Source organism: Streptomyces sp. NPDC048349 (assembly GCF_040651925.1).
Lineage (GTDB): Bacteria > Actinomycetota > Actinomycetes > Streptomycetales > Streptomycetaceae > Streptomyces.
The window spans coordinates 1-19,152 of record NZ_JBEZLA010000095.1 but is presented as its reverse complement, the minus strand read 5'-3'; the positions used below and the strand labels follow the sequence as shown (position 1 = coordinate 19,152).

The 19,152-nt window shown below is 69.7% G+C and carries 19 protein-coding genes and 1 pseudogene; 16 read left to right on the top strand and 4 right to left on the bottom strand.

The features are described from left to right. Positions 1-155: 155 nt before the first annotated feature. From AB0D44_RS32250 to AB0D44_RS32240, 3 genes and pseudogenes are all read right to left on the bottom strand, one after another. Positions 156-638 carry a hypothetical protein gene (locus AB0D44_RS32250; protein ID WP_362597763.1) on the bottom strand — a complete coding sequence of 161 codons (483 nt, stop codon included), beginning with the start codon at positions 636-638 and terminating at the stop codon, positions 156-158. 53 nt (positions 639-691) lie between these two features. Then, entirely contained in the window at positions 692-1,003 is a 312-nt protein-coding gene (locus tag AB0D44_RS32245; RefSeq protein WP_362597769.1) for a transposase, read from the bottom strand. A 5-nt stretch (positions 1,004-1,008) separates the two neighbouring features. Next, positions 1,009-1,719 (bottom strand): annotated as a pseudogene (locus AB0D44_RS32240) (IS5 family transposase); the annotation flags it as partial. Between the two features lie 1,197 nt (positions 1,720-2,916). Here AB0D44_RS32240 and AB0D44_RS32235 point away from each other — a divergent pair. Together AB0D44_RS32235 and AB0D44_RS32230 are read left to right on the top strand one after the other, a co-directional pair. Next, complete coding sequence (locus AB0D44_RS32235; protein ID WP_362597760.1) at positions 2,917-3,501, top strand: hypothetical protein; 585 nt, start codon at positions 2,917-2,919, stop codon at positions 3,499-3,501. Positions 3,502-3,867: 366 nt separating this feature from the next. Further along, positions 3,868-4,827, top strand: coding sequence for an NUDIX domain-containing protein (locus tag AB0D44_RS32230; protein ID WP_362597757.1), 960 nt, complete (start codon positions 3,868-3,870; stop codon positions 4,825-4,827). 1 nt (position 4,828) lies between these two features. On the opposite strand, the gene AB0D44_RS32225 is transcribed toward AB0D44_RS32230, so the two are convergent. After that, positions 4,829-6,202 carry a hypothetical protein gene (locus AB0D44_RS32225; protein WP_362597754.1) on the bottom strand — a complete coding sequence of 458 codons (1,374 nt, stop codon included), beginning with the start codon at positions 6,200-6,202 and terminating at the stop codon, positions 4,829-4,831. 202 nt (positions 6,203-6,404) lie between these two features. Between AB0D44_RS32225 and AB0D44_RS32220 the strand changes: the two genes are divergently transcribed. The 14 genes from AB0D44_RS32220 (at position 6,405) to AB0D44_RS32155 (ending at position 18,864) form a co-directional block, all read left to right on the top strand. Then, positions 6,405-7,196, top strand: coding sequence for a fumarylacetoacetate hydrolase family protein (locus AB0D44_RS32220; RefSeq protein WP_362597751.1), 792 nt, complete (start codon positions 6,405-6,407; stop codon positions 7,194-7,196). Between the two features lie 78 nt (positions 7,197-7,274). Further along, complete coding sequence (locus tag AB0D44_RS32215) at positions 7,275-8,138, top strand: acetaldehyde dehydrogenase (acetylating) (protein WP_362597748.1); 864 nt, start codon at positions 7,275-7,277, stop codon at positions 8,136-8,138. Between the two features lie 13 nt (positions 8,139-8,151). After that, positions 8,152-9,180: a 4-hydroxy-2-oxovalerate aldolase gene (dmpG, locus tag AB0D44_RS32210; RefSeq protein ID WP_362597746.1), complete on the top strand. Its 1,029-nt coding sequence runs from the start codon at positions 8,152-8,154 to the stop codon at positions 9,178-9,180. Beyond that, entirely contained in the window at positions 9,177-10,154 is a 978-nt protein-coding gene (locus tag AB0D44_RS32205; protein WP_362597743.1) for a beta-ketoacyl-ACP synthase 3, read from the top strand. Before dmpG ends, AB0D44_RS32205 begins: the two co-directional genes overlap by 4 nt. A 27-nt stretch (positions 10,155-10,181) precedes the next feature. Continuing rightward, the gene (locus tag AB0D44_RS32200; RefSeq protein ID WP_362597740.1) at positions 10,182-10,412 is read left to right on the top strand and encodes an acyl carrier protein; all 231 of its coding nucleotides are present in this window, start codon (positions 10,182-10,184) and stop codon (positions 10,410-10,412) included. A gap of 8 nt (positions 10,413-10,420) precedes the next feature. Continuing rightward, positions 10,421-11,266, top strand: a complete 846-nt coding sequence (locus tag AB0D44_RS32195) for a CoA ester lyase (protein ID WP_362597737.1) — start codon at positions 10,421-10,423, stop codon at positions 11,264-11,266. Between the two features lie 29 nt (positions 11,267-11,295). After that, the gene (locus AB0D44_RS32190; protein ID WP_362597766.1) at positions 11,296-11,793 is read left to right on the top strand and encodes a MaoC family dehydratase; all 498 of its coding nucleotides are present in this window, start codon (positions 11,296-11,298) and stop codon (positions 11,791-11,793) included. A 13-nt stretch (positions 11,794-11,806) separates the two neighbouring features. Next, positions 11,807-12,979: a GNAT family N-acetyltransferase gene (locus AB0D44_RS32185; RefSeq protein WP_362597735.1), complete on the top strand. Its 1,173-nt coding sequence runs from the start codon at positions 11,807-11,809 to the stop codon at positions 12,977-12,979. Positions 12,980-13,985: 1,006 nt separating this feature from the next. Next, positions 13,986-14,729 (top strand): hypothetical protein, encoded by a 744-nt coding sequence (locus tag AB0D44_RS32180; protein WP_362597732.1) that lies wholly within the window; start codon positions 13,986-13,988, stop codon positions 14,727-14,729. A gap of 516 nt (positions 14,730-15,245) precedes the next feature. Then, the gene (locus AB0D44_RS32175) at positions 15,246-15,650 is read left to right on the top strand and encodes a hypothetical protein (protein ID WP_362597729.1); all 405 of its coding nucleotides are present in this window, start codon (positions 15,246-15,248) and stop codon (positions 15,648-15,650) included. Between the two features lie 111 nt (positions 15,651-15,761). Beyond that, positions 15,762-16,226, top strand: coding sequence for a hypothetical protein (locus AB0D44_RS32170; RefSeq protein WP_362597726.1), 465 nt, complete (start codon positions 15,762-15,764; stop codon positions 16,224-16,226). Between the two features lie 163 nt (positions 16,227-16,389). After that, a complete protein-coding gene (locus AB0D44_RS32165) occupies positions 16,390-17,394 on the top strand; it encodes a DUF932 domain-containing protein (protein ID WP_362597723.1) in 1,005 nt (334 codons plus the stop codon). Between the two features lie 76 nt (positions 17,395-17,470). Continuing rightward, entirely contained in the window at positions 17,471-18,433 is a 963-nt protein-coding gene (locus AB0D44_RS32160; RefSeq protein ID WP_362597720.1) for a hypothetical protein, read from the top strand. Positions 18,434-18,609: 176 nt separating this feature from the next. Next, the gene (locus AB0D44_RS32155) at positions 18,610-18,864 is read left to right on the top strand and encodes a hypothetical protein (protein WP_362597718.1); all 255 of its coding nucleotides are present in this window, start codon (positions 18,610-18,612) and stop codon (positions 18,862-18,864) included. The last annotated feature ends 288 nt before the right edge of the window (positions 18,865-19,152 follow it).

Sequence of the window (19,152 nt, the reverse complement as noted above, 5' to 3'; positions counted from 1 at the left end):
CGCCGACCTGACGGTCGGCGGGGCCCACGCATGCTCGCACGATCCCCACCTTCCCCACACTGTTCAAGCGGCAACGAAGTGAGGCGAAGAGCGACAGCGGCCGTTTTCAAGGCTGTGGCGGATATTTCGTGATGCCCGCTGTCACGCGATGCTGGTCAGCGGGGCGGGAAGGACGCCAGAGCAAGATCCCACTGTTCAGCGGCGTGAAGCAGCGCATCCGTATCCGCCCGTACCTCCACGGCGTACTGGTAGATGCCCGTGCTCTCGGCACCCTGCTGCCATGGGGGTGCAGCCTCCACGGACAGGTGAACGCGAATCACCGCCACGCCCTCGCTTTGATCGGCGAGGCTGAAGCCCAGGACCGGCTCGACGAACCAGGTGTCCGGAGACAACTCGCCTTCGGCATCCCGACCGGTCGCGTGCACTGTCTCAGCGGCCACCGCGCGCAGCCAGCCAGCCACCTCACGGGCCTCGTCGGTCAGCAGGCATGGATCAGCGAACGACCAACTGCCTTCGGGAGTTGTCACCTTTCCACCGATGACCAGCCAGTTGTCGTCGTATGAGTCTCCCGGGGCGGCGGGGAACTGGTAGCGCAGGGGCCAGAGCTCGACGCTGCTCGCATGATCACTCAAAAGCACTGTCGCAGGATGTCACATGCAGCCCGGTAACCCGGGTCAGGAGTCTGCTCCGGTCAAGGAGGCTGAGCGAGTACAAGGGTCCGCAGGAGCGCGACGGAGGCCCGGCCGTATGACCGGCTTTTGATCAGCTTGATGCGGGTGACCCGGCCTTCTACGGCGCCGGAGCTCCACGGCAGGGTGAGGCCGTTGACGACAGCGTCCCAGTCGTTCTGGAGGAAGGCGGCGAAGCCCTTGACCGGCTGTGGTCCTTGGTCGAGGGCGCGGGTCATCCAGTGGGTGAGGTCGTGGCCGCGGCGTTCGCGGGCGATGGTGCTGAACTCCTGGGCGAGGTCGCGGGCGGTGGCCAGGTCGGGGCAGCCGTCCAGGATCGGTCGAAACCGGGCGGGCGGCCACCGAGTCGGCCTCGCCGCAAACGGTGGCCGATCTGGTCGGACGGCTGCGGGATGATCGCGCGGATGCCCCGGCGTCGCAGGTGTTTGCGGATGGCGCGGGACGAGTAGGCCCGGTCGGCCAGAACGGCGAAGGGGCGGGGCCGTGGCCTGCCCGGGCCTGTTCGGGGCACCCGGATGCGGGCCATCACCGTCTCGAAGGCGGGTGCGTCACCGGCTTGGCCTGCGGTGACGGTGAATGCCAGCGGCCGAGCTCCACCATCCGCGGCCAGGTGGACCTTTGGTGCTCAGCCCTCCGCGTGAGCGTCCGAGTGCGTGATCGGAGGGCTTGCCGGAGCGGGTCGCCCCCTTTTGCGTGCGCCTGCGGCGTGCTGGTGGGCCCGGACAACCGTGGAGTCCACTGACACGGTCCAGTCGATGTCGTCGTCGGCGTCCGCCGCTGCCAGGACGGAGGCGAGGATTTTCTCCCAGGTTCCGTCCACGGCCCACCTGATCAGGCGTTTGTGGGCGGTCTGGAACGGGCCGAGCTCTTCGGGCAGGTCCCGCCAGGGCGAGTTGCTGCGGTACTTCCAGGCGATGGCCTCAAGGGTGCGGCGGTGGTCGGCCCACCGCCGTCCGCGGACCGGATCGGCCGGCATCAGCAGCTCGATCCGGTCCCACATCGCATCGGTGATCACTAATCGGACGGACACATCCGATCAACTGATCAGCCCATCAAGAAGACACGCGCTAGCCGTGGCGGTCATGCAGGTCCACACGGGCTCGTGAAGACCCGGTCCACGACGTTTCTGCTGGGGCCGGCGGCCACGTCGGGGTGGACATTGCCACGGTACGGCCGCTGCTGCCCCCACTTATCAACAGTGCAGTGGTCGTCGCCCGGTTCCTGCAGAAGGACGATTTCGCCACTGCGGTGGTCGCCCGGTTCAAGGTGCGCCGCCCGGGCAAGAACACGGCGGTGGCCTGGAGCGAGTTCTGCCATGGCCCGTCACCCGAAGACCAGGCCAGGCTGTACACGCGCCTGACCACCGGGCCCAAGCCCGCACATCCGCTCGCCCTGTACGGCCGCGTCACCTCCGTCAGCAACGACAGCCGCCACACGCCCGTCCTGCGTCTTGCCGACGGGAACAATTCACAGTACGCATCCGCTCCGACCATTCCAGCCTTCTCGCACCGCTCACGGTCGGCGACTACGTCCTGGCTGTCGGCCCTGGAAGGTCTGGACCCCGGGCCGGGGCAGGCCCGAACTGCAGATGTGCGCCGAAGAACACTGGCAGCTCGCCCACTGGACCTACCACGACGCCACCGGCCTCAGAGGCCCACCCGCCTGCCCGCCACCGCTCTCCCTCGCCCAGCGGACCCTGCGCCAGGTCCGGACAGCGGCAGCAGCACCCAAACCCGCACAGGGGCTGACGAACACCACCGCCTCGCCGCCCAGCAGTACCTCCATGGTCCCCCGGCCGTTGCCGACCACTTTCCCCCGGCCCCGGTTCCGGCAGCGGCACCAACGCCGCCCCCGCTCCTGCCCGCCGCGACCCGCCGACGCCCGTCACGCCAGTACCCTCGTCGGTTCCGCCCATGCCGGCCCCAGTGATGCCCGAAATGCCGCCCGTACCTGCCGTGCCGCCGCGCCCACGGTTCCGCCTCAACCCACGAGCCCGCCGCCCGCTCGCACACGCCGCAGCTGGTGGCCGTTCGGCCGACGCCGCTGGAGCCTCTATCGGCGGCGGCCGACGTGGTTGCCCGCTCCACTGCGTCCGTCAGGGCAGGCACTGCGTCCGTATCTCTTTCGGTGGATCGCGGTGCGTTGGCGGCCCGTTCGGGGCAGTCTGGGCGTCATGGACTGGCCGCCCGGCCGGGCTGGCCGCGCGCTGCGGGGAGGAGTGGTCGTCGTGGACAGGGTGCTCGAGGCGTTGGGGGCGGCGCACACGGGGTCGGTGGGGGTGCTGCTGGCCGACGGCAGCGAGCCGGGGCCGGTCTATTTCGACGTGGGCAGCGGTCCGGACGTGCCGTCGTCGGCCGAGTGGCACGTGTACGACGGCCGGTTCGGGCGGCCCAGGGCCGCGGTCCTGCGGGGCAGCTGCTCCTGCGGCTGGCGGGGTATGGCCGAGTACCCGCTCGACTGGGCCACGCTCCCGAATGACAAGCCCCTCTACGAGGTCGACGTCGATTTGTCCGGGCCGGTCAAGGACTACCACGCACATCTATCGGTCATCCGGGACGCGGCCGTCCCACTGCCACCGGAGCTCACCGAACTGCTCACCCCACTCGTACGCCAACTCGACGGCCTGAGCGCCGAAAAACCGCTGGTCGCCTTGAAGGCCCTGGCCGACCTGCGATACGTCATCGCCCAGGTCGGCCAGCACGCGGCGTACGAACTCGCCGCCGTAGATGTGCCAATCGAAGCGGTGGCGACTGCGCTCGGCACGAGCGAGGCCGCAGCCCGGAGCTACCTCAACAGCTACCTACATCCATGACCCCTGCGTCCATCGCCCGGCCTGGGACTCCCGTCGGGTGCGTCTCAGGCAAATCACTGTCCACGGATACGCGTGGACACCGGACCAGCGCCTGTTGGCCTGGGTGCCACCGGCCGCGGGTGTGGGGGCACCGGGGTCGGATCCTGTCGGTGGCAGCCAGCCCGCACAGGTTGCGCGTTGCGCCCACTGGACGGACCGAACGCGGGCAGCTGGCCCACTTGTAACCGTGCGCACCCACTCTTCTGGACGTTCTGGCCCCGCCCCCGCGCGAGTAGGAGCAGGGTTTGATAACGAGTCCGGACGTCGCTGATGAGGAGTACATGGTGCGCCCAGGTGTGAGCCCGGAAACGCGGGAGAAGCAGGCCCGTGAACTGGAAACGGCTGAGGGAGCTACGGGCAATCGCCGAGCAGGACCGACTGGCGGCGGATCAGGCTGAGGCCGAGCTCCTGGACGCTGCTGTCGAGCTCATGCTGGGCAGGGTGCTGGCCCCCTGGGGAGCTCTGGAGACCTCGGAGATCGCGAACGCGTCTGGCATTCGTTCGCGGGCCCTGAAGGCCTCTACGATGAGTCGGGTGACCAAGACACCGCCTTCGGGCGTTGAACTGTTCGACGTTCACCGCCTTCGTCTGGCAGAGGGCGAGGCGCCTGAGCTTTCCCCGGAGCACACAGCGGCGCGGGATTGTGTGTGGGACACGGCAGTGCGGGCCAATCCGACCTTGTTTGACGGGCCGGTGGTGGCGTGCGCGGAACTCCGGTGGGAGGACCCGCACACGCTGTTTCTGCGCTGGGCTCCGGTGACGTACCGCCACTATGCTCTGCGCCGGGTTCCCGGCGCTGCGGCGTTGCCGTCGTTGTTCGTGAACGCCGTCCAGCCGACGGACGACGGCCGGGTCCTCGTGGTGAGGATGTCGCCCTCGACCGCGGCCCCCGGGCGGTGGCAGTTGCCAGGCGGGTCCGTGGAACCCCCCGGGAGCGGGGAAGTTCTGGATGAGGCCACTCTGCGCGGCCAGGCCGCGCGCGAACTGGCCGAGGAAACCGGGGTCGACGTCAAGCCGGACGAACTGCGGCTATGGACGGTGACCCGTGGCGAGAACAGCAGCATCGGACTCACCTACCTCGCTCCCGCCCGGCTGGAGGTGGAGCTGCGCGAACCCTTCGCTGCCGTGGTGGCGGCGGAACTCGCGGAAGGCCGCGAGCCCGAACTCGACAAACTCGCGCTCGTGCGCTCCCCGGATCAGCTCGCCGACCTGGCAGGACCGCACGTGGACTACCTGGAGCCGATCATCCGCCGGTACGCCCAGGCCCCGCTCCAGCCCGGTGCCTGACTCAGGCGCTCGCGAGGAAGTCGCGGCCCCGTTCGTCGAGCTCGGCCGCGCAGCGTAGGCCGCGAGCCCGGAAGCGTGCCAGGTCGCTGCGCATGCGGCTGACGGCCTTGCGGGTGCGGACGGAGCGGACTCCGTCCATGTGGTCGATCGCCCGGTGCCACGTGGCGCACGCTTGCTCGATGCTGCCGTGCTTGAGGTGCATCTCGGCGCCGGCGACGAGGTCCAGCGCGACGATCCGCGCGTAGGTTCCGGCGGGGCGGGCGGTGGCGGCGAGAGCGTACTGTTCGGCGGCGGCCCGGTGGTCGCCGAGGGCCTCGTGGACCTTGGCGGTGCGGGAATACACCGACGCGGCCGGCGGGCCCCATGCCAGAGCCCAGAACGGCACTTCGTCACCGGGGGCACCGCTGAGCAGGAAGCGGGCTTGCTCCGCCTCGGCCAGGGCCGCGCGGCGTTTACCGTTCTTGGCCAGGGTGTGGGCGTGGACGACCCGGAAGAGGGCTTCGGTCTGGGCGTCGACCCGTCCCTTGGCCCGGTTCAGCCCCGTCTCGGCCAGTCCCAAGCAGTGCTCGGGGCGGTGGAGCTTGAGGCCCTGCATGGCCATGGTGCGCATCACGAAGCCGTCGTGCCCACGCAGCCCGGACTCGGTGGCCAGGGCGTAGGACTGGAGGTAGTAGCGCTGGGCCAAGCCCTGCTGGCCGGCGTCGTAGCTCTTCCAGCCCAGCAGGTGCACGCCGCGGCTGGCGGCGGAGAGCATCTGCTGGCGGACCTCGTCCGTGCGGAAGCGGGCCCGGCACAGCGGGGCGACGTCGTCACGGAGATAGGTGATGAGAGCGCTGCGTCCGTGCTGTCCGCCGTGCCGTTCGTCCATCTCGGAGAAGGCGCTGATCATGTCGCGTACGGCGGCGACTTCGGCCATCGAGACGGTGAGGCCGGTGCGGGCGGCCGCGGTGCGGGCGGCGATTTCCTGCACGTATGTGAGCGGCAGGGCGGCGGCGGCCACGGAGTAGGCGGAGGCGGTCAGGAAGCGGCGGCGGTCCAACTCGTACCTCCACATTGGCAGCAAGGCGTCCATCGGGTCGGCTCCGAGGGACAGTCCGATGGTGTCATTGCCCGCCTCGCCCGTGGAGGGCAGGCCGAGGTCGGCGAGGGTCAGGAGCCGGCCCAGGCGCCGGGAGAGCGCTACGGCGAGGTAGCGGGGCGTATCACCTTGGGGCACGGAGCCTGAGATCCAGTGCTCCACGGCGCTCTTGTTCGTACGTAAGTGGGCGCCGCATTCGGCGCCTACGGCAGAGACGGCCCTGGCCACGGCCTCGTAGGTGAGACCGGATTCCCCGACGAGGTCGCGGAGCTGATGGTTCGGCGTGCGCGGGGTCATGAGCACCTGCCCGGATATACGCGATATACCGCTTGGCCTGTCCGCCACCGTACCGCCGTCGCGCGGTTGCCGGTTGACTCTTCATCAGACCAGGAGGCTCGGGCGTTCAGCGAGCCGAGCCAGGGGCCGGGCCAGAGCCCGGCCCGGATCTGCTCCTGGGCCGAAATCTCCGAACTAATGGACGCCCTTTGGAGGGATCTTCATGGATGAGCGGGGAGTTCACTGGATCACCGATACAGCGACTGCGCTGCTTGAGGCGGAACGCGAGCGGATCCCGATGGCTGCGCTGACCGTGCACAAGCCCGGCCTAACCCTGGACGATGCCTACCAGGTGCAGGCCGCGGCGGTGGCGCGGCGGATCGAGGGCGGCGCCCGCGTCGTCGGCCACAAGGCCGGGGTGACCTCCAAGGCCATGCAGCAGCAGATGAGCGTCGACGAGCCGGATTCGGGTGTCCTTCTGGACGACATGCTGCTGCGCAGCGGCAGCAGCCTGGCCCGGTCCGCACTCATGCAGCCGCGCGTGGAGGCGGAGATCGGCTTCCTCCTCGGCTCCGACCTTGCGGGCCCGAACCTCGGCGTGGAGTCCGCCAGGGCCGCAGTGGAGAAGGTGTTCCTCGCCCTGGAGGTGATCGACACCCGGTTCACCGATTGGCGGATCACGGTCGCGGACAGCATCGCCGACAACGCATCCTGCGCCCGGGTCGTCACCGGACCCATGGTGCCGCTCGACGCGGACATAGACCTGGCCGCCGAACCGCTGGTGGTCAGCGTCGACGGCACCGCCGTGGCCACCGGGGAAGGCCGGGCGGTCCTCGGCGACCCGTTCCAGCCGCTGGTGTGGCTAGCGCAGAGACTGAGCCGCTTCCGCACCGGCCTGCGAGCCGGGGAACTGGTCCTGGCCGGGGCCGTACACGCCAGCCTCCCGCTGGAAGCCGGAACCACGGTGCACGCCCGCGCGCTGCATCTGCCGCCGGTCGAGCTCCACGTCCTGTAGCCGTCCCGACGCACGAGACAGCCCGCACCCGCTGCGCGCTGCGCCCCTGATGTGCATCCCTTTAAGAAGGAGCGGCCCATGGCTGCTGATGAACGACGCCCCCGTGTCGCGGTACTCGGCGCGGGCCTGATCGGGATCGACCTCGCAGAGAAGATCCAGCGGTCGAAAAAGCTGGACCTTCGCCTGGTCGCGGGCCGTGACCGGGAGAGCCTGGGCCTGCGGCGGGCTACCGAGATGGGGTACGCCACGGCCACCGGCGGGATCGCCTCCCTGCTGAAGGGCGGGCCGCTCGACGTGGTCTTCGACGCCACTAACGCCGACAGCCACGCCGAACACTGGGCCGCCCTGCAGGGCACCGACACCACGCTGATCGACCTGACCCCCACCGGGCTCGGAACGGTGATTGTGCCGAGCATCAACGGGGGCCAGGCGGCCGGCCACCGGCACATCAACCTGGTCAGCTGCGGCGGCCAGGCGGCCATCCCCGTCCTGCACGCGATCTCCCAGCGGTGCACCCCCACCTACATCGAAGTGGTCTCCACCGGGGCCAGCGCCAGCGCCGGCCGGGCCACCCGACTCAACCTCGACCAGTACATCGCCACCACCGCCGCCGCGATCCGCTCCTTCACCAGTACCAGGGACGTCAAGGTGCTGGTCAACCTCAGCCCGGCACAGCCGGCCCCGCCGTTCCGAGTGGCCATGACCGTGCTCGCAGACGGCATCCGCCCGGTACCCGTGCGTACGAGCATCGCGGCCGCCGCCGAAGACGTGCGCACGTTCACGCCCGGATTCAAGGTGACTGCCCTCGCGGTGGACAAGAGCCGGATCTCGGTCGCGGTGGAAGTAGCAGCCATCGGCGGCCGCATCCCCGCATACGCCGGAAACCTCGACATCATCAACGGCGCCGCCGTGCTGCTCGCCGAGCAGTACGTCGGCCGGTGAAGGGGAAATCCCCATGGACGACGTCACACACCAGCAGCGGCCCCACGTGCTCATTCACGACCCGACCCTGCGCGACGGCCACCACGCGGTCGGCCACCAGCTCGACGCCGACCAGCTCCACGCCTACGCCACCGCCGCCAACGCCGCGGGCGTAGCGGTGGTGGAGGTCGGCCACGGCAATGGACTGGGTGCCTCCAGCCTCCAGATCGGCCGGGCCAAGCTCCCCGACCAGGTCATGCTCACCACCGTCCGCGAGGCGCTGACCCGCTCGAAGATGGGCGTCTTCATGGCCCCCGGCTGGGGCACCGCCGACGACCTGCACACCGCCGTCCACCACGGCGCCGACGTGGTCCGCATCGCCGCGCACTGCACCGAGGCCGACATCACCGAACGCCACCTCGGTCTCGTCCGCGACCTCGGCGCCGAAGCCCAGGGCGTCCTGCTCATGAGCCACATGGCCAGCCCCGACCAGCTCGCCGAACAGTGCGCCCTACTGGTGAAGTTCGGCGCGCAGGCCGTCGGCATCATGGACTCCGCCGGCCACTACCTCCCCTCCAACGTGATCGAACGCGTCCACGCCATCACCGAGGCCGTCGAGGTGCCGATCATCTTCCACGGACACAACAACCTCTCCATGGCCATGGCGAACTCGCTCGCCGCCGTAGAGGCCGGAGCCGGCATCATCGACGCCACCGCCCGCGGGTTCGGCGCCGGGGCGGGCAACACGCAGCTCGAAGTGCTCGTGGCCGTGCTCGAACGCCGCAGCTTCGACACCGGGATCGACCTGCGCGAGGCACTGGCCGCAGCGGACATCGCCGAGCAACGGCTGATGAAGGCCCCACCGGTCATCGACTCGATCGCCCTCGTCAGCGGCGTGGCCGGGGTGTTTTCCGGCTTCAAGCAGCCGGTGCTGGAAACCGCCCGCCGCGAGGGCGTCGACCCCGTCGACCTATTCCTCGCGCTCGGCGAGCGCCAGGTGGTCGCAGGTCAAGAGGACCTGATTGGCGAGGTCGCCCGGCAGCTGAAGGCAGCCGCCCGATGACCGCCCGCGACGTACCTGGGGCGCAGGCGCGGGCCGCGGTGGTCTGCGGCATCGGCGCGGCCCTGCCCCCGGTTGTCGTCTCGAACGCCGACCTCACTGCCCGCCTGGACACCACGGACGAATGGATCCGCTCCCGCACCGGCATCGCTCAGCGCCACATCGCGGGAGCGGACCTCTCCACCGAAGACCTGGCCGTCCAGGCAGCCGCCCAGGCGCTGGCCGGTTCACCGCCGGTGGCGTTGCAAGCGCTGGTGGTGGCCACCACCACCCCTGACCGTTGCTGTCCGGCCACCGCCCCCGCCGTTGCCTCCCGGCTCGGCCTGACCGGAATCCCCGCGTACGACCTCGCGGCCGGCTGCACAGGCTTCCTCTACGCGCTGGCGACCGCGGCCGGACTCATCACGGCGGGCACGGCGCAGACGGTTCTCGTCATCGGCGCGGACCGGCTTTCCTGCCTCCCCGACCCCGAAGACCGTACGACCGTCCCGCTGTTCGGCGACGCTGCCGGGGCGATGGTCCTGCGAGGCGGCAGCGCGGGTGAGGATGGGGCGCTCGGGCCGATGGTACTGGGCAGCGACGGCACCTGCGCCGACCTGATCCAGGCCTCCCACCCCGGCGCCTTGCACATGGAAGGCGCAGGGGTCTTCCGGCACGCCGTCGAGCACATGGCCGCCGTCTCCCTCGTGGCCGCCCGCGCGGTCGGATGGGACGTGGAGGACGTCGACCGCCTGGTGTCACACCAGGCCAACGCCCGCATCACCGGCTTCGTCGCCCGCCAGCTCGGCGTCCCCGAGGAGCGCCAGCTGAGCAACGTCGAGCACGTCGGAAACACCGGCGCCGCCTCCATCCCCCTCCTCCTGGCCCAAGCCACCGCCGACCGCCGCCTCAAAGCCCGGCACCGCGTCCTCCTCACCGCATTCGGCGCCGGACTGACCTGGGGCGCCACCACCCTCACCTGGCCCGACCTCCCCTGACCCCGCCACCCCGAAGGACAACCCCTCATGACCGGTGACCTCACCAGCATCCTGCGCGACGAACTCAAACTGCCCGCGAACCACCTCACCGACGACGCCAGCCTCGACCGGGCAGGGTTCGATTCCCTCGCCATCGTCGAGCTGTCCGTCCTCCTGACCGACCGCTACGCCATCGACATCAGCGACAGCGAGATCAAAGGCGCCGCCACCCTCGGCCGGCTCGACCTCCTCATTCAGCGCAAGCGCGACGAAAGGTGAACACGAACATGGAGAAGAGCAGCCGAAGGCCCGGACGGGCCTGGATCATCACCCCGGGCCTGCGCCCGGAGCGGTTCGCCACCGCACAGAACTCCGGCGCCGCGGTCGCCGTCGTCGACATCGAGGACTCCGTCGCCCTGCACGACAAGCAGGCCGCCCGGACAGCCGCCCAGCAATTCTTCGCCGTCCCCACCGCGCCGTGCACCCTCGGCATCCGGATGAACTCCCCTCTGACCATCGAGGGGACCCAGGACCTCGTCGCCATGGCCGCCTACACCGCCAAACCCGACCTCATCGTGGTCCCCAAGGTCGAGTCCAACCGCGACATCGAACTCGTGGCCGGCGTGCTGGACAGCGACGGCTACACCCCCGACATCTGGGCACTGATCGAGAGCCCCCGCGCCTTCGACACTCTCCCGGCGATCATGAGCGCTCCCCGGCTCGGCGGAGTCATCTTCGGATCCGCCGACTACGCCGCCTCCGTCCGCTGCGGCCTGGGCTGGGACGCCCTCCACTACGCACGCTGCGCCCTGATCAACGCCGCCACTGCCGCGCACATCCCCGCCATCGACGCCCCGACCTGGGAACTCGACGACCCCAGCGCACTGCGCCGCGAAGCCGAGCAGGCAAGGGAACTCGGCTTCTACGGCAAGGGGTGCGTGCACCCCCGCCACGCCACCGTGATCAACGAGGTCTTCACCCCCTCCGAAGACGAGATCGCACACGCCCGAGCCATCGTGGCCGCAGCCGACGCCAGCGGAAACGGCGTGACCACCGTGGACGGCCATATGCGCGGCACCCCCTTCTTCAACCGCGCCCGCGCGCTCCTCGCCGAGGTGGAGGGCGCCCTGTGAACGACCATCTTCCGCACGGCTACCGCCGTATCGGCGAGGAGCGGATCCGAGAGAACGTCGGACTCGCCTACGACGACTTCACACCCGGCCTGGTCATCGAGCACCGTCCCGGCCGGACCGTCACCGAGACCGACAACCTCATGGGCACCGCCCTGACCGGCAACGCGGCGCCCATCCACACCGATGCCCACTACAGCCGCCAGACCCAGTGGGGCCGCATCCTGGTCTGCGGCGGCGTCACGCTCAACCTCGTGGCCGGCATGAGCGTTCGCAGCATCAGCGGTCTCACCAGCGCCAACCTTGCGCTCGACCGCGTCCGCTTCCACGCGCCCGTCCACGTCGGCGACACCCTGTACGCCCAGACGAAAATCCTCACCCGCAGGCCCTCAGACAGCCGGCCCGGCAACGGGCTCATCACCTGCCACACGACCGGCCACAATCAGAACGGCACGTGTGTGCTGGCCTTCACCAGGACCTTCCTCATCCCCTTGGACGCTGACGCCGTCCGCAACGCCACCGACTACTAGCCAGAAGGCGACCATGAGCGGACAGCTGACCTTCACACCGGCCAATGACGGCCTGTGGGAGCAGTACGACGAACTCGCCACCCGTGCCTACGGCCACCGCATTGACGACATCACCCACCTCCGCGGCCACGCCGATCTCCAGGTAGCCGTCCGCGGCGGCCGAGTCGTCGCCGGCGGCCTCGGCCTCCTCGTCGACCAGTTCTTCGGAGGCTCCCCCGTCCCCAGCGCCTGTCTCGGCGACGGCTGCGTGGCCCCCGAAGAACGCGGCGACCACCTCGCCACCCGCATGACCGACCAGCGCCTGCGCCCCCTCATCGAGCAGGGGGCGGTGATCTCCGCGATCTCCACCTCCTCTACCGGCTATGCTCGCCGCCTCGGCTGGGAAGCGCTCGTACCCGTACTCGCCTGGTCCGTGGCCACGGACGACCTCAAGCAGTCCTTCACCATGGCGGACTTCGAGGTCGAGCACGGCCTCACCGACGAGGCTCAATCCCTCCAGCGCGACCTCGCCCGGCAGTGGAATGGTCCTGTACTCCGGCCTGCCTGGTGGACCAGGTGGAAGGAGGACAAGTGCGGTCCGACGACGTACCGATTCAACCGGCCCGGCCACCCCACGGCTGGGGTGCTGTCCCTGGCCACGAAGCGACACGAGCGCCACGGCGCGACCGTGGTCGTCCACGACTTCTGGGCCGCCACCCAGCCCACCGCAGCGGCCATGCTCGCCTTTCTCGGCCGCCACAACACCCGCGCCCAGACCATCGATTTCCGGCGCGGCGCCCTGCCGCCCTACCCCACTCTCCTGCATGGCCTTCGCCACCACCGGGCCAGCGCCGAGTCCTGGCACCCCTGGATGCTGCGCATCCTCGACATTTCCGAGGCCGTACGGCTCCGCGGCTGGCCCGCCGACCTCAACACCAACTTGCCGGTCGAGATCGAGAACGAGATCGGCGACGACTGGGACCGATGGCTGCTGCACATCAAGGACGGTGCCGCCGAGATCACCCCGACCCACACCGAAGGACAGGTCACCCTCACGCGCCGGCAGCTCGCCGTCTGGTACGCCGGGGGCTACCGCAGCACCACCACCGCCCGTATGGCAGGAGTCCACGCCGGATCCGAGTCCGCACTGGCAACACTGGTCCGCAGCACGGGCGAACTTGAACCCTGGCTGCCCGACCACTTCTAGCGGACCCGGCGGCCTCTGACCGCCTTGCTCCGACGAATTTCGGGCCTTCTCCCGCAACCGGGCGCAGACTCACCCTCACGGGCTTCATCGTGATCACTTGTACTTTGGGCGGATCACATGATCAGACGAAGGCCGCCCCCGCGTCGACGAATCTCCAGGTGAACGGCTCAGCTCGAGACGCCGTTCGAGGCCGGAGGATAGAGAACAAGCTGAAGCGTGGGACGAGGCCGGGGTCCGCCCCGCTCGGGCGTTCACGATCCAGGCGTAGCCGGTGCCGGTAGTGCGGTCTTCGCGGTGGGCGCACCCGCGTGCGCGCGGTGGGGAGCACGAAGGAGGCTCGGGCCGCCCCGCTCGCGAAGCGCCGTGACGACCCCGCGCTGTCGGGGCCGGGGGGCTGTCCGGTGTCGGGTCCGCTCCGGGTCGCTGCTGTCGGGAGGGCCTGGGCTGGGGCCTCTTCCCCGCCGGAAGCCGCCGGAACCCGCGGGGTACGCGTGGGGGGAAGCGCAGGGGGGACGCAAAGGGGGGAACCCCAAGGGGGGATGCATAGGGGGAAGGTGTAACGCCCGAGCCTCTGCATTTCCGCAGGTGGATGGCCCTTTGGGCGCCGGTGACCGCTCAGACATTAGGTCTGGGCGGGGGTGAAAGGGTTCGGGTAGGAGGGGTGGGGCTGTGGTTCTGGGCGGGGCCGGAGGCTGGGAGTTGAGAGAGGTGTGGGGGTTGGAGTGAGGGCTGTGAGTCGGGGCGGAAGTCGGTTTGATGGCGGAGGTGGACAGAAGCAGTAGGGGAACGGAAGAGAGAGGGGCAGGCAGGGGAGTGGAGCGGTGTGTGGGTGAAAGAGATGTGGCCGGCGCCCACTTCCGCCGAGGGCGGGTGGCAAGGGCGCCGGCCTACCGAAGAACACACCTTGGGAGAACCCCACATGCGTCTCACGCCCGAGCATAGCCCTCGGCTGATCCGACGGCACGCACACCACACGTTGCTCCCATAGTGCGGTATATTTTTCTCCGTGCGCTGGAATTCGCCGGCGCGCCACGTCTACCGGGAGGTCGGGTTCGTGATCCGCGCTGGACGGACAGCCGTCGGCCGGGAGGAAGTCGCCGTCGTCCTGGGCATGAAGTGGGCCGCCTTCCGACGGGCCAAGCCCTACAGCGCGGAGGGCTTTCCCGAGCCTGTGAGTTCCGTGGACGCCAAGGTCCTGCTGTGGGACCTGGAGCAGGTGGAGGCGTACCGCGACGGCCGGCCGCAGCCGGCCATCCCGGACGTAGAGCACGGGGAGGATCTGCTTGACCGCCGCGAGGCGGCCGTCCTGCTCGATGTGAAGCCGCGCAGCGTGGACACTTACAAGACCGCCCCCCGCCTCGCCGACCATGCCGTGGTCGTCGGCGGCGTCGAGCACTGGCCGAGGTCCGCAGTGCTCGCCTACGCGGCCGGCCGCGGCACCATGACCGCCCCCAGCGGACGGCCGAAGGGATCGGGTGACATGGTCCCCCGCGACCTGCTCCCCGGCCGCATCGCCGAACTCCTCGACGCCGACCCCGCGGTGACCTCGGCCCACGCGGTCGATGTCCTGGGAGTCTCGACTTCTGCGGCTCAGAAGCATCTGCAGCACGAGCGCGCCGTGCGCATCGTCGCGCTCATGCGCACGGAGCCGGGGCTCGGCGCCGAAGGAGCGGCGGACCGTCTCGGCTACCCGCTGGCGGTCCGTCGGACGGCACTGAAGACTGCCCAGAAGCTCTTCGACGCTTCCTAGCGCCCTGGGCGCCAAACCTGCCCTTGAGGGGCCACAGCCCGTCCGGTTGTGGTCCCCTCAAAGCATTTCAGCCCGGCGGGTGGCGGGCGTTGCGGGTCCGGTGCCGCCCGGGGTTGGGGCCGCTCCGCTTCGCTGCGCCGCCCCAACCCCGCGTGCCGGGCTCCGCTTCGCTGCGCCCGGACCGAGCGCTGCGCGCTCTCACGCGCTGCGGGATACGGCAGCCGGCTGCTGAGCTCGCTGCGCTCCCACAGCGGCCTCGCTTCGCGCTGCCGTATCCCTTGCCCTCGCCGCTGCGCGGCGAGGGTGCCGGGCGGCACCGGCCCGCAATGCCCGCCACCCGCCGGGCTGCAAACCCCATGTGACCTGCGAATACATCACTCTTTCGGGTCGTCCCGAGAGGGCGTTTCCGCCCCTGCGTGCTCTCTATCTGCGATAGAGTTCTCTTGTCGGTGAGGGGATGTGGCAAGACCCCACCGGCACCGAAGACCCCCGGCCCTCGACCTTTTAGGGAGAGCTGTGACCACGGACGCCAAGCCTTACGCACTGATCTTGCAGAACGACGGCGGTTTCGTCCTCGCCGACTGGACCCCCACCACTACCCCGCACGAACTGCTCATCCGCGAAGGGATCCACAAGCCGGGCCGGATGAGCCCGCAGCGGGTCGACCCCACGCTGACGGTCTGGGCGGACTCCGACGCCCCATGGAAGGACGTACCCGCCAACCACACCGCCCAGCGGCTGCTCAGCATCCCGTATGTGTTCTGCGGCCCGGTCGTGCTGACCGGCGCCATCCCCTACAGCTGCGCCATCGAGGCGGAAGGTCTTTCGCAGGACCAGGCGCTCCAGCTCATCGAGCGCCACCTGTCAGGCAAGCGGGTGCTGGTGCACGGCCTGCGCATCCCCGCGCAGCGCACCCGCTGACAGACCGGCACGGTCGGCCGGGCTCGAGTCCCGGTCGGCCTGCCCCGTCCTGCGGGGGCCGGGAGTGGCACCCGGCCCCCGCAGGCTACCGGAGAACACCACAGAGAGGGCATGCCCATGTTCAACCTTCCTTCCCAGGACCGCCTCGTAGCGCGCGAGCTCGCCCGGCGTTCCATGGTTCTGCTGAGGTGCCTTGCCCGCGTTGCCGGTGAGGGGATCCACCACCTCACGGTGGTACTGGCAACCCAGGATGAGACCAGCGGCGACGTGGTGTGCGTCGAGGGCCAGTGCCTCATCGATGGGCCTGTGCTGAACGAGGACGACGAGACCGACCCGATTGTGTTCGTCGCGTTCCTTCTGGCCACGACGGCGACGGGCGTGAACGCCATGCTGGCCGCCCGCACGATGGACCTCGACGGCGGGGTGCGGTTCATGTCCTGGATGATCAGCGACCTTGTCGCGCACCCGGCCACGGCCGAGCAGAGCCACGTTGCCTACTGCATTGCCGAGGAACGTGACCTGTCCGACCCGGTGCCCCCGGCCGTCACGTTCATGGACGCTCCGGCGCTGGTCTGACCTGCCCGGTTCTGGCTCGCCGCCGGACCACCCGGCGGCCGGCCGTCCGGCCCGCACCCCTTGGCAGCACCCACATCCAGTAGGGCGGGCATCTCAGCCTGCCCTGGGGCGGGGGAGTGGCACCCCCGCCGCATCCGCGGAACACCGAGAAGGAGACATTCCCATGGCACACGAGATCGAGCAGTTCAGCGACGGCACGGCCGCATTCGTCAGCGCCCGCGAGGACGCCTGGCACGCACTGGGCACCGTCACCACCAGCGCACTGACCGCCGAGGACGCCATGCGCCTGGCCGCTCTCGACAGCTGGAACGTCCGCTTGGTCGGCCTGAACGCGACCGAGCTGACGGCCGATGGCGCGACCATGCTGGACGTGCCCAGCCACCGGGCGACCGTGCGCACGCACCCCAAGACCGCGCGCCCCGAAACCCTCGGCGTGGTCGGCACCGACTACGTGCCTGTACAGAACGAGGAACACGCCGAGTTCCTGAACTTCCTGGTGGACGAGTCCGGGGCGCACTTCGAGACCGCCGGATCCCTCCGAGGCGGCCGACAGGTCTTCCTGACCATGAAGCTTCCCCAGACCCTGACCATCGGCACCAGCGACGAGGTAGACCTCTACATCGCAGCGTTCAACTCGCACGACGGCAGCAGCGCATTCCGGATCGTCGTCACGCCCGTCCGCGTGGTGTGCGCCAACACCCTGCGCGCCAGTCTGCGAACCGCGAAGAGCAGCTACACGGTCCGCCACACCTCCGGGGCACGCGGCCGCATCGCACAGGCCCGCCAGGCCCTGGGCCTTACCTTCCAGTACACGGAGGAGTTCGAGAAGGCGGCACAACGCATGCTCGACGCGGAGATGACCACCCCCATGCTGCGCTCGGTCGTGGAGGAGCTGTGGCCCGTCGCCAACAGCGACAGCGCCCGGAAGAAGACGAACCAGGCCACCAGGTGGACCACCATCCGCAATCTCTTCGAGCAGGCGGACACGCAGGCTGGCATCCGGGGAACGGCCTGGGCTGGCTACAACGCGATCACCGAGTACGCCAACCACGTGGCCCCGGCACGCGGAACCAGCCCGGACCTGAAGAAAGCCGCCCGCGCCGAGCGAGTGATCACGGGCACCGCCGACGACGTCATGGAACGCGCCTTCCGGCTCATGGCCGTCTAGACCGTCCCCGGCGGGCACGTGGGGGCGCCATCAGCCACGCCCCCACGTGCCCGCCCCACCCCACGAAGGAGCAGCCATGAAGCAGATCCAGGCGCGGAACCTCTACGAAGGCGCCGTCATCCTCACGGACTTCTGCCCCACGATCGTGACGGGCCTTGAGGTCCGCAGCACGGGCACGGTGGCGGTGCGCTTGCACGGCACCGGGCCGACCTGGCAGCCCGGACGGACGGTGCTCTACCGCCCGCACCACAGGCTGACCCTCTGTGTCGTCCCGGCGGTCGCATGGCGGGTCCACCACCAGCACCGTGACCGCAACACCGGCCAGGGCGCGGGAGCGACCCACACCAGTTCCCGTCTCACCCCCGTGTACACGGTCCGGCAGTACTGGGCGAACGGCACCGACCACCAGGCCGTAGCCCGACTCATGGAGGAACACACCGTGGTGACCTCCATCCCCATCACTCTCGACCAGCTTCCCGGGGAAGGCCAGCCCACCCCCCAGCCAGCAGAACCAGGGGCCCGACGGTTCTACCGCCTCTACGGCCGGGGCCCCACCGTACTGCGCACCGGCGACGACGTCCGCCAGCGTCTCGCCGAGATCACCGCGATCCACGATCGGGAGCATGGCGAGCGCGACGAGCGGGACAACCGACTGGCGCCGACCTGCCCCGTGCGGCAGTGCTCGCGCTGCGTTGGTGGTCCCCATGACCTGGAGCCCTTGGAAGTCGTGATCACCCGCAGCGAGCACGAGACACAATTCGCTGATCTTCCCCAGGACTGGGACTACGAACTCACTCCGGCCATGGCGCACAAGCGAGTTGTTGCAGCCTACGGGCGGGAGTTGAGGCCGCAGCAGCCCGAGAACAGGCAGGGAGCACCTGAAGAGGATGGAGACCTGACCTGCCCCAAGTGCGGGGCTGGCGGTGTGGAGAGGAAGTGCCGCCAGTGGGCTGTCTGTTCAGCCCCCGCCTGCACATGGGGCGGTCTGGAGTTCGAGCTGACTGGATACGGACCCTGTGCACCGGGGTGGACAACGTGAGTCGGTGACGGGCGGAGATGTAGCCGGAACCCAGTAATTAGACCGGGGACCCAACCCCGCGTACTGCCCCGCCACAGGGCCACAATCCCAGTCTTCATCCGGAACAACGAATGAAGCAGCAGGCGCTGGCGACCCCCCGTTGCAGAGTGCCCCTGACATTAGTGAGGAGCAACATCATGCATGACACCCTGTTCCGCGCGCTTGACCTCATCGAGCCCGGGGACCTCGTCCTCTACCACGGGAGCATCACCGACTGGCACGGCCTGTACCTTGCTGCCCCTTGCGACTGCACCCCCTGCGTTCGGGACTACAACCGAGGCGACAATGACGTCCGTTACCGGCTGATCGACCCCTTCGAAGAAGAGCCGGACGCACCCACGCTGCGATGCGCACGCCGCCATTCCATCAGCCGGTCCACCGCCAACGCCTGACCCCTGGCCAGGGCGCTCCACCCTCACCGCGCCTTGGCTCGAGAACCCGTCCCCCCACCCAGCCCCGTTCTTCCGCTGCTGGCTGCCCGCGGAGGCGGGCTGGCCCTGGAGGCGGAGCCGAAAGGGCCCGGGTGGGGGAGCGGAGCGGACCCACCCAACGGGCCGTAGGCCCGGACCCCGTGAAACGGGGTCACTCAGGTCTGCGGAGCAGACCGTTCGGGGTGAAGCGAAGCGGAACCCCGAACCGTCCGGAGCGCAGCGCTGGACACCGGCCCGCAGGGCCGGCCC

Bases quoted from the DNA above. Each gene is read 5' to 3' on its own strand.
- AB0D44_RS32200 (WP_362597740.1), top strand. From the start codon at position 10,182: ATGACCGGTGACCTCACCAGCATCCTGCGCGACGAACTCAAACTGCCC.
- AB0D44_RS32225 (WP_362597754.1), bottom strand. From the start codon at position 6,202: ATGACCCCGCGCACGCCGAACCATCAGCTCCGCGACCTCGTCGGGGAA.
- AB0D44_RS32195 (WP_362597737.1), top strand. From the start codon at position 10,421: ATGGAGAAGAGCAGCCGAAGGCCCGGACGGGCCTGGATCATCACCCCG.
- dmpG (WP_362597746.1), top strand. From the start codon at position 8,152: ATGGACGACGTCACACACCAGCAGCGGCCCCACGTGCTCATTCACGAC.
- AB0D44_RS32220 (WP_362597751.1), top strand. From the start codon at position 6,405: ATGGATGAGCGGGGAGTTCACTGGATCACCGATACAGCGACTGCGCTG.
- AB0D44_RS32165 (WP_362597723.1), top strand. From the start codon at position 16,390: ATGGCACACGAGATCGAGCAGTTCAGCGACGGCACGGCCGCATTCGTC.
- AB0D44_RS32170 (WP_362597726.1), top strand. From the start codon at position 15,762: ATGCCCATGTTCAACCTTCCTTCCCAGGACCGCCTCGTAGCGCGCGAG.
- AB0D44_RS32205 (WP_362597743.1), top strand. From the start codon at position 9,177: ATGACCGCCCGCGACGTACCTGGGGCGCAGGCGCGGGCCGCGGTGGTC.
- AB0D44_RS32155 (WP_362597718.1), top strand. From the start codon at position 18,610: ATGCATGACACCCTGTTCCGCGCGCTTGACCTCATCGAGCCCGGGGAC.
- AB0D44_RS32185 (WP_362597735.1), top strand. From the start codon at position 11,807: ATGAGCGGACAGCTGACCTTCACACCGGCCAATGACGGCCTGTGGGAG.
- AB0D44_RS32160 (WP_362597720.1), top strand. From the start codon at position 17,471: ATGAAGCAGATCCAGGCGCGGAACCTCTACGAAGGCGCCGTCATCCTC.
- AB0D44_RS32215 (WP_362597748.1), top strand. From the start codon at position 7,275: ATGGCTGCTGATGAACGACGCCCCCGTGTCGCGGTACTCGGCGCGGGC.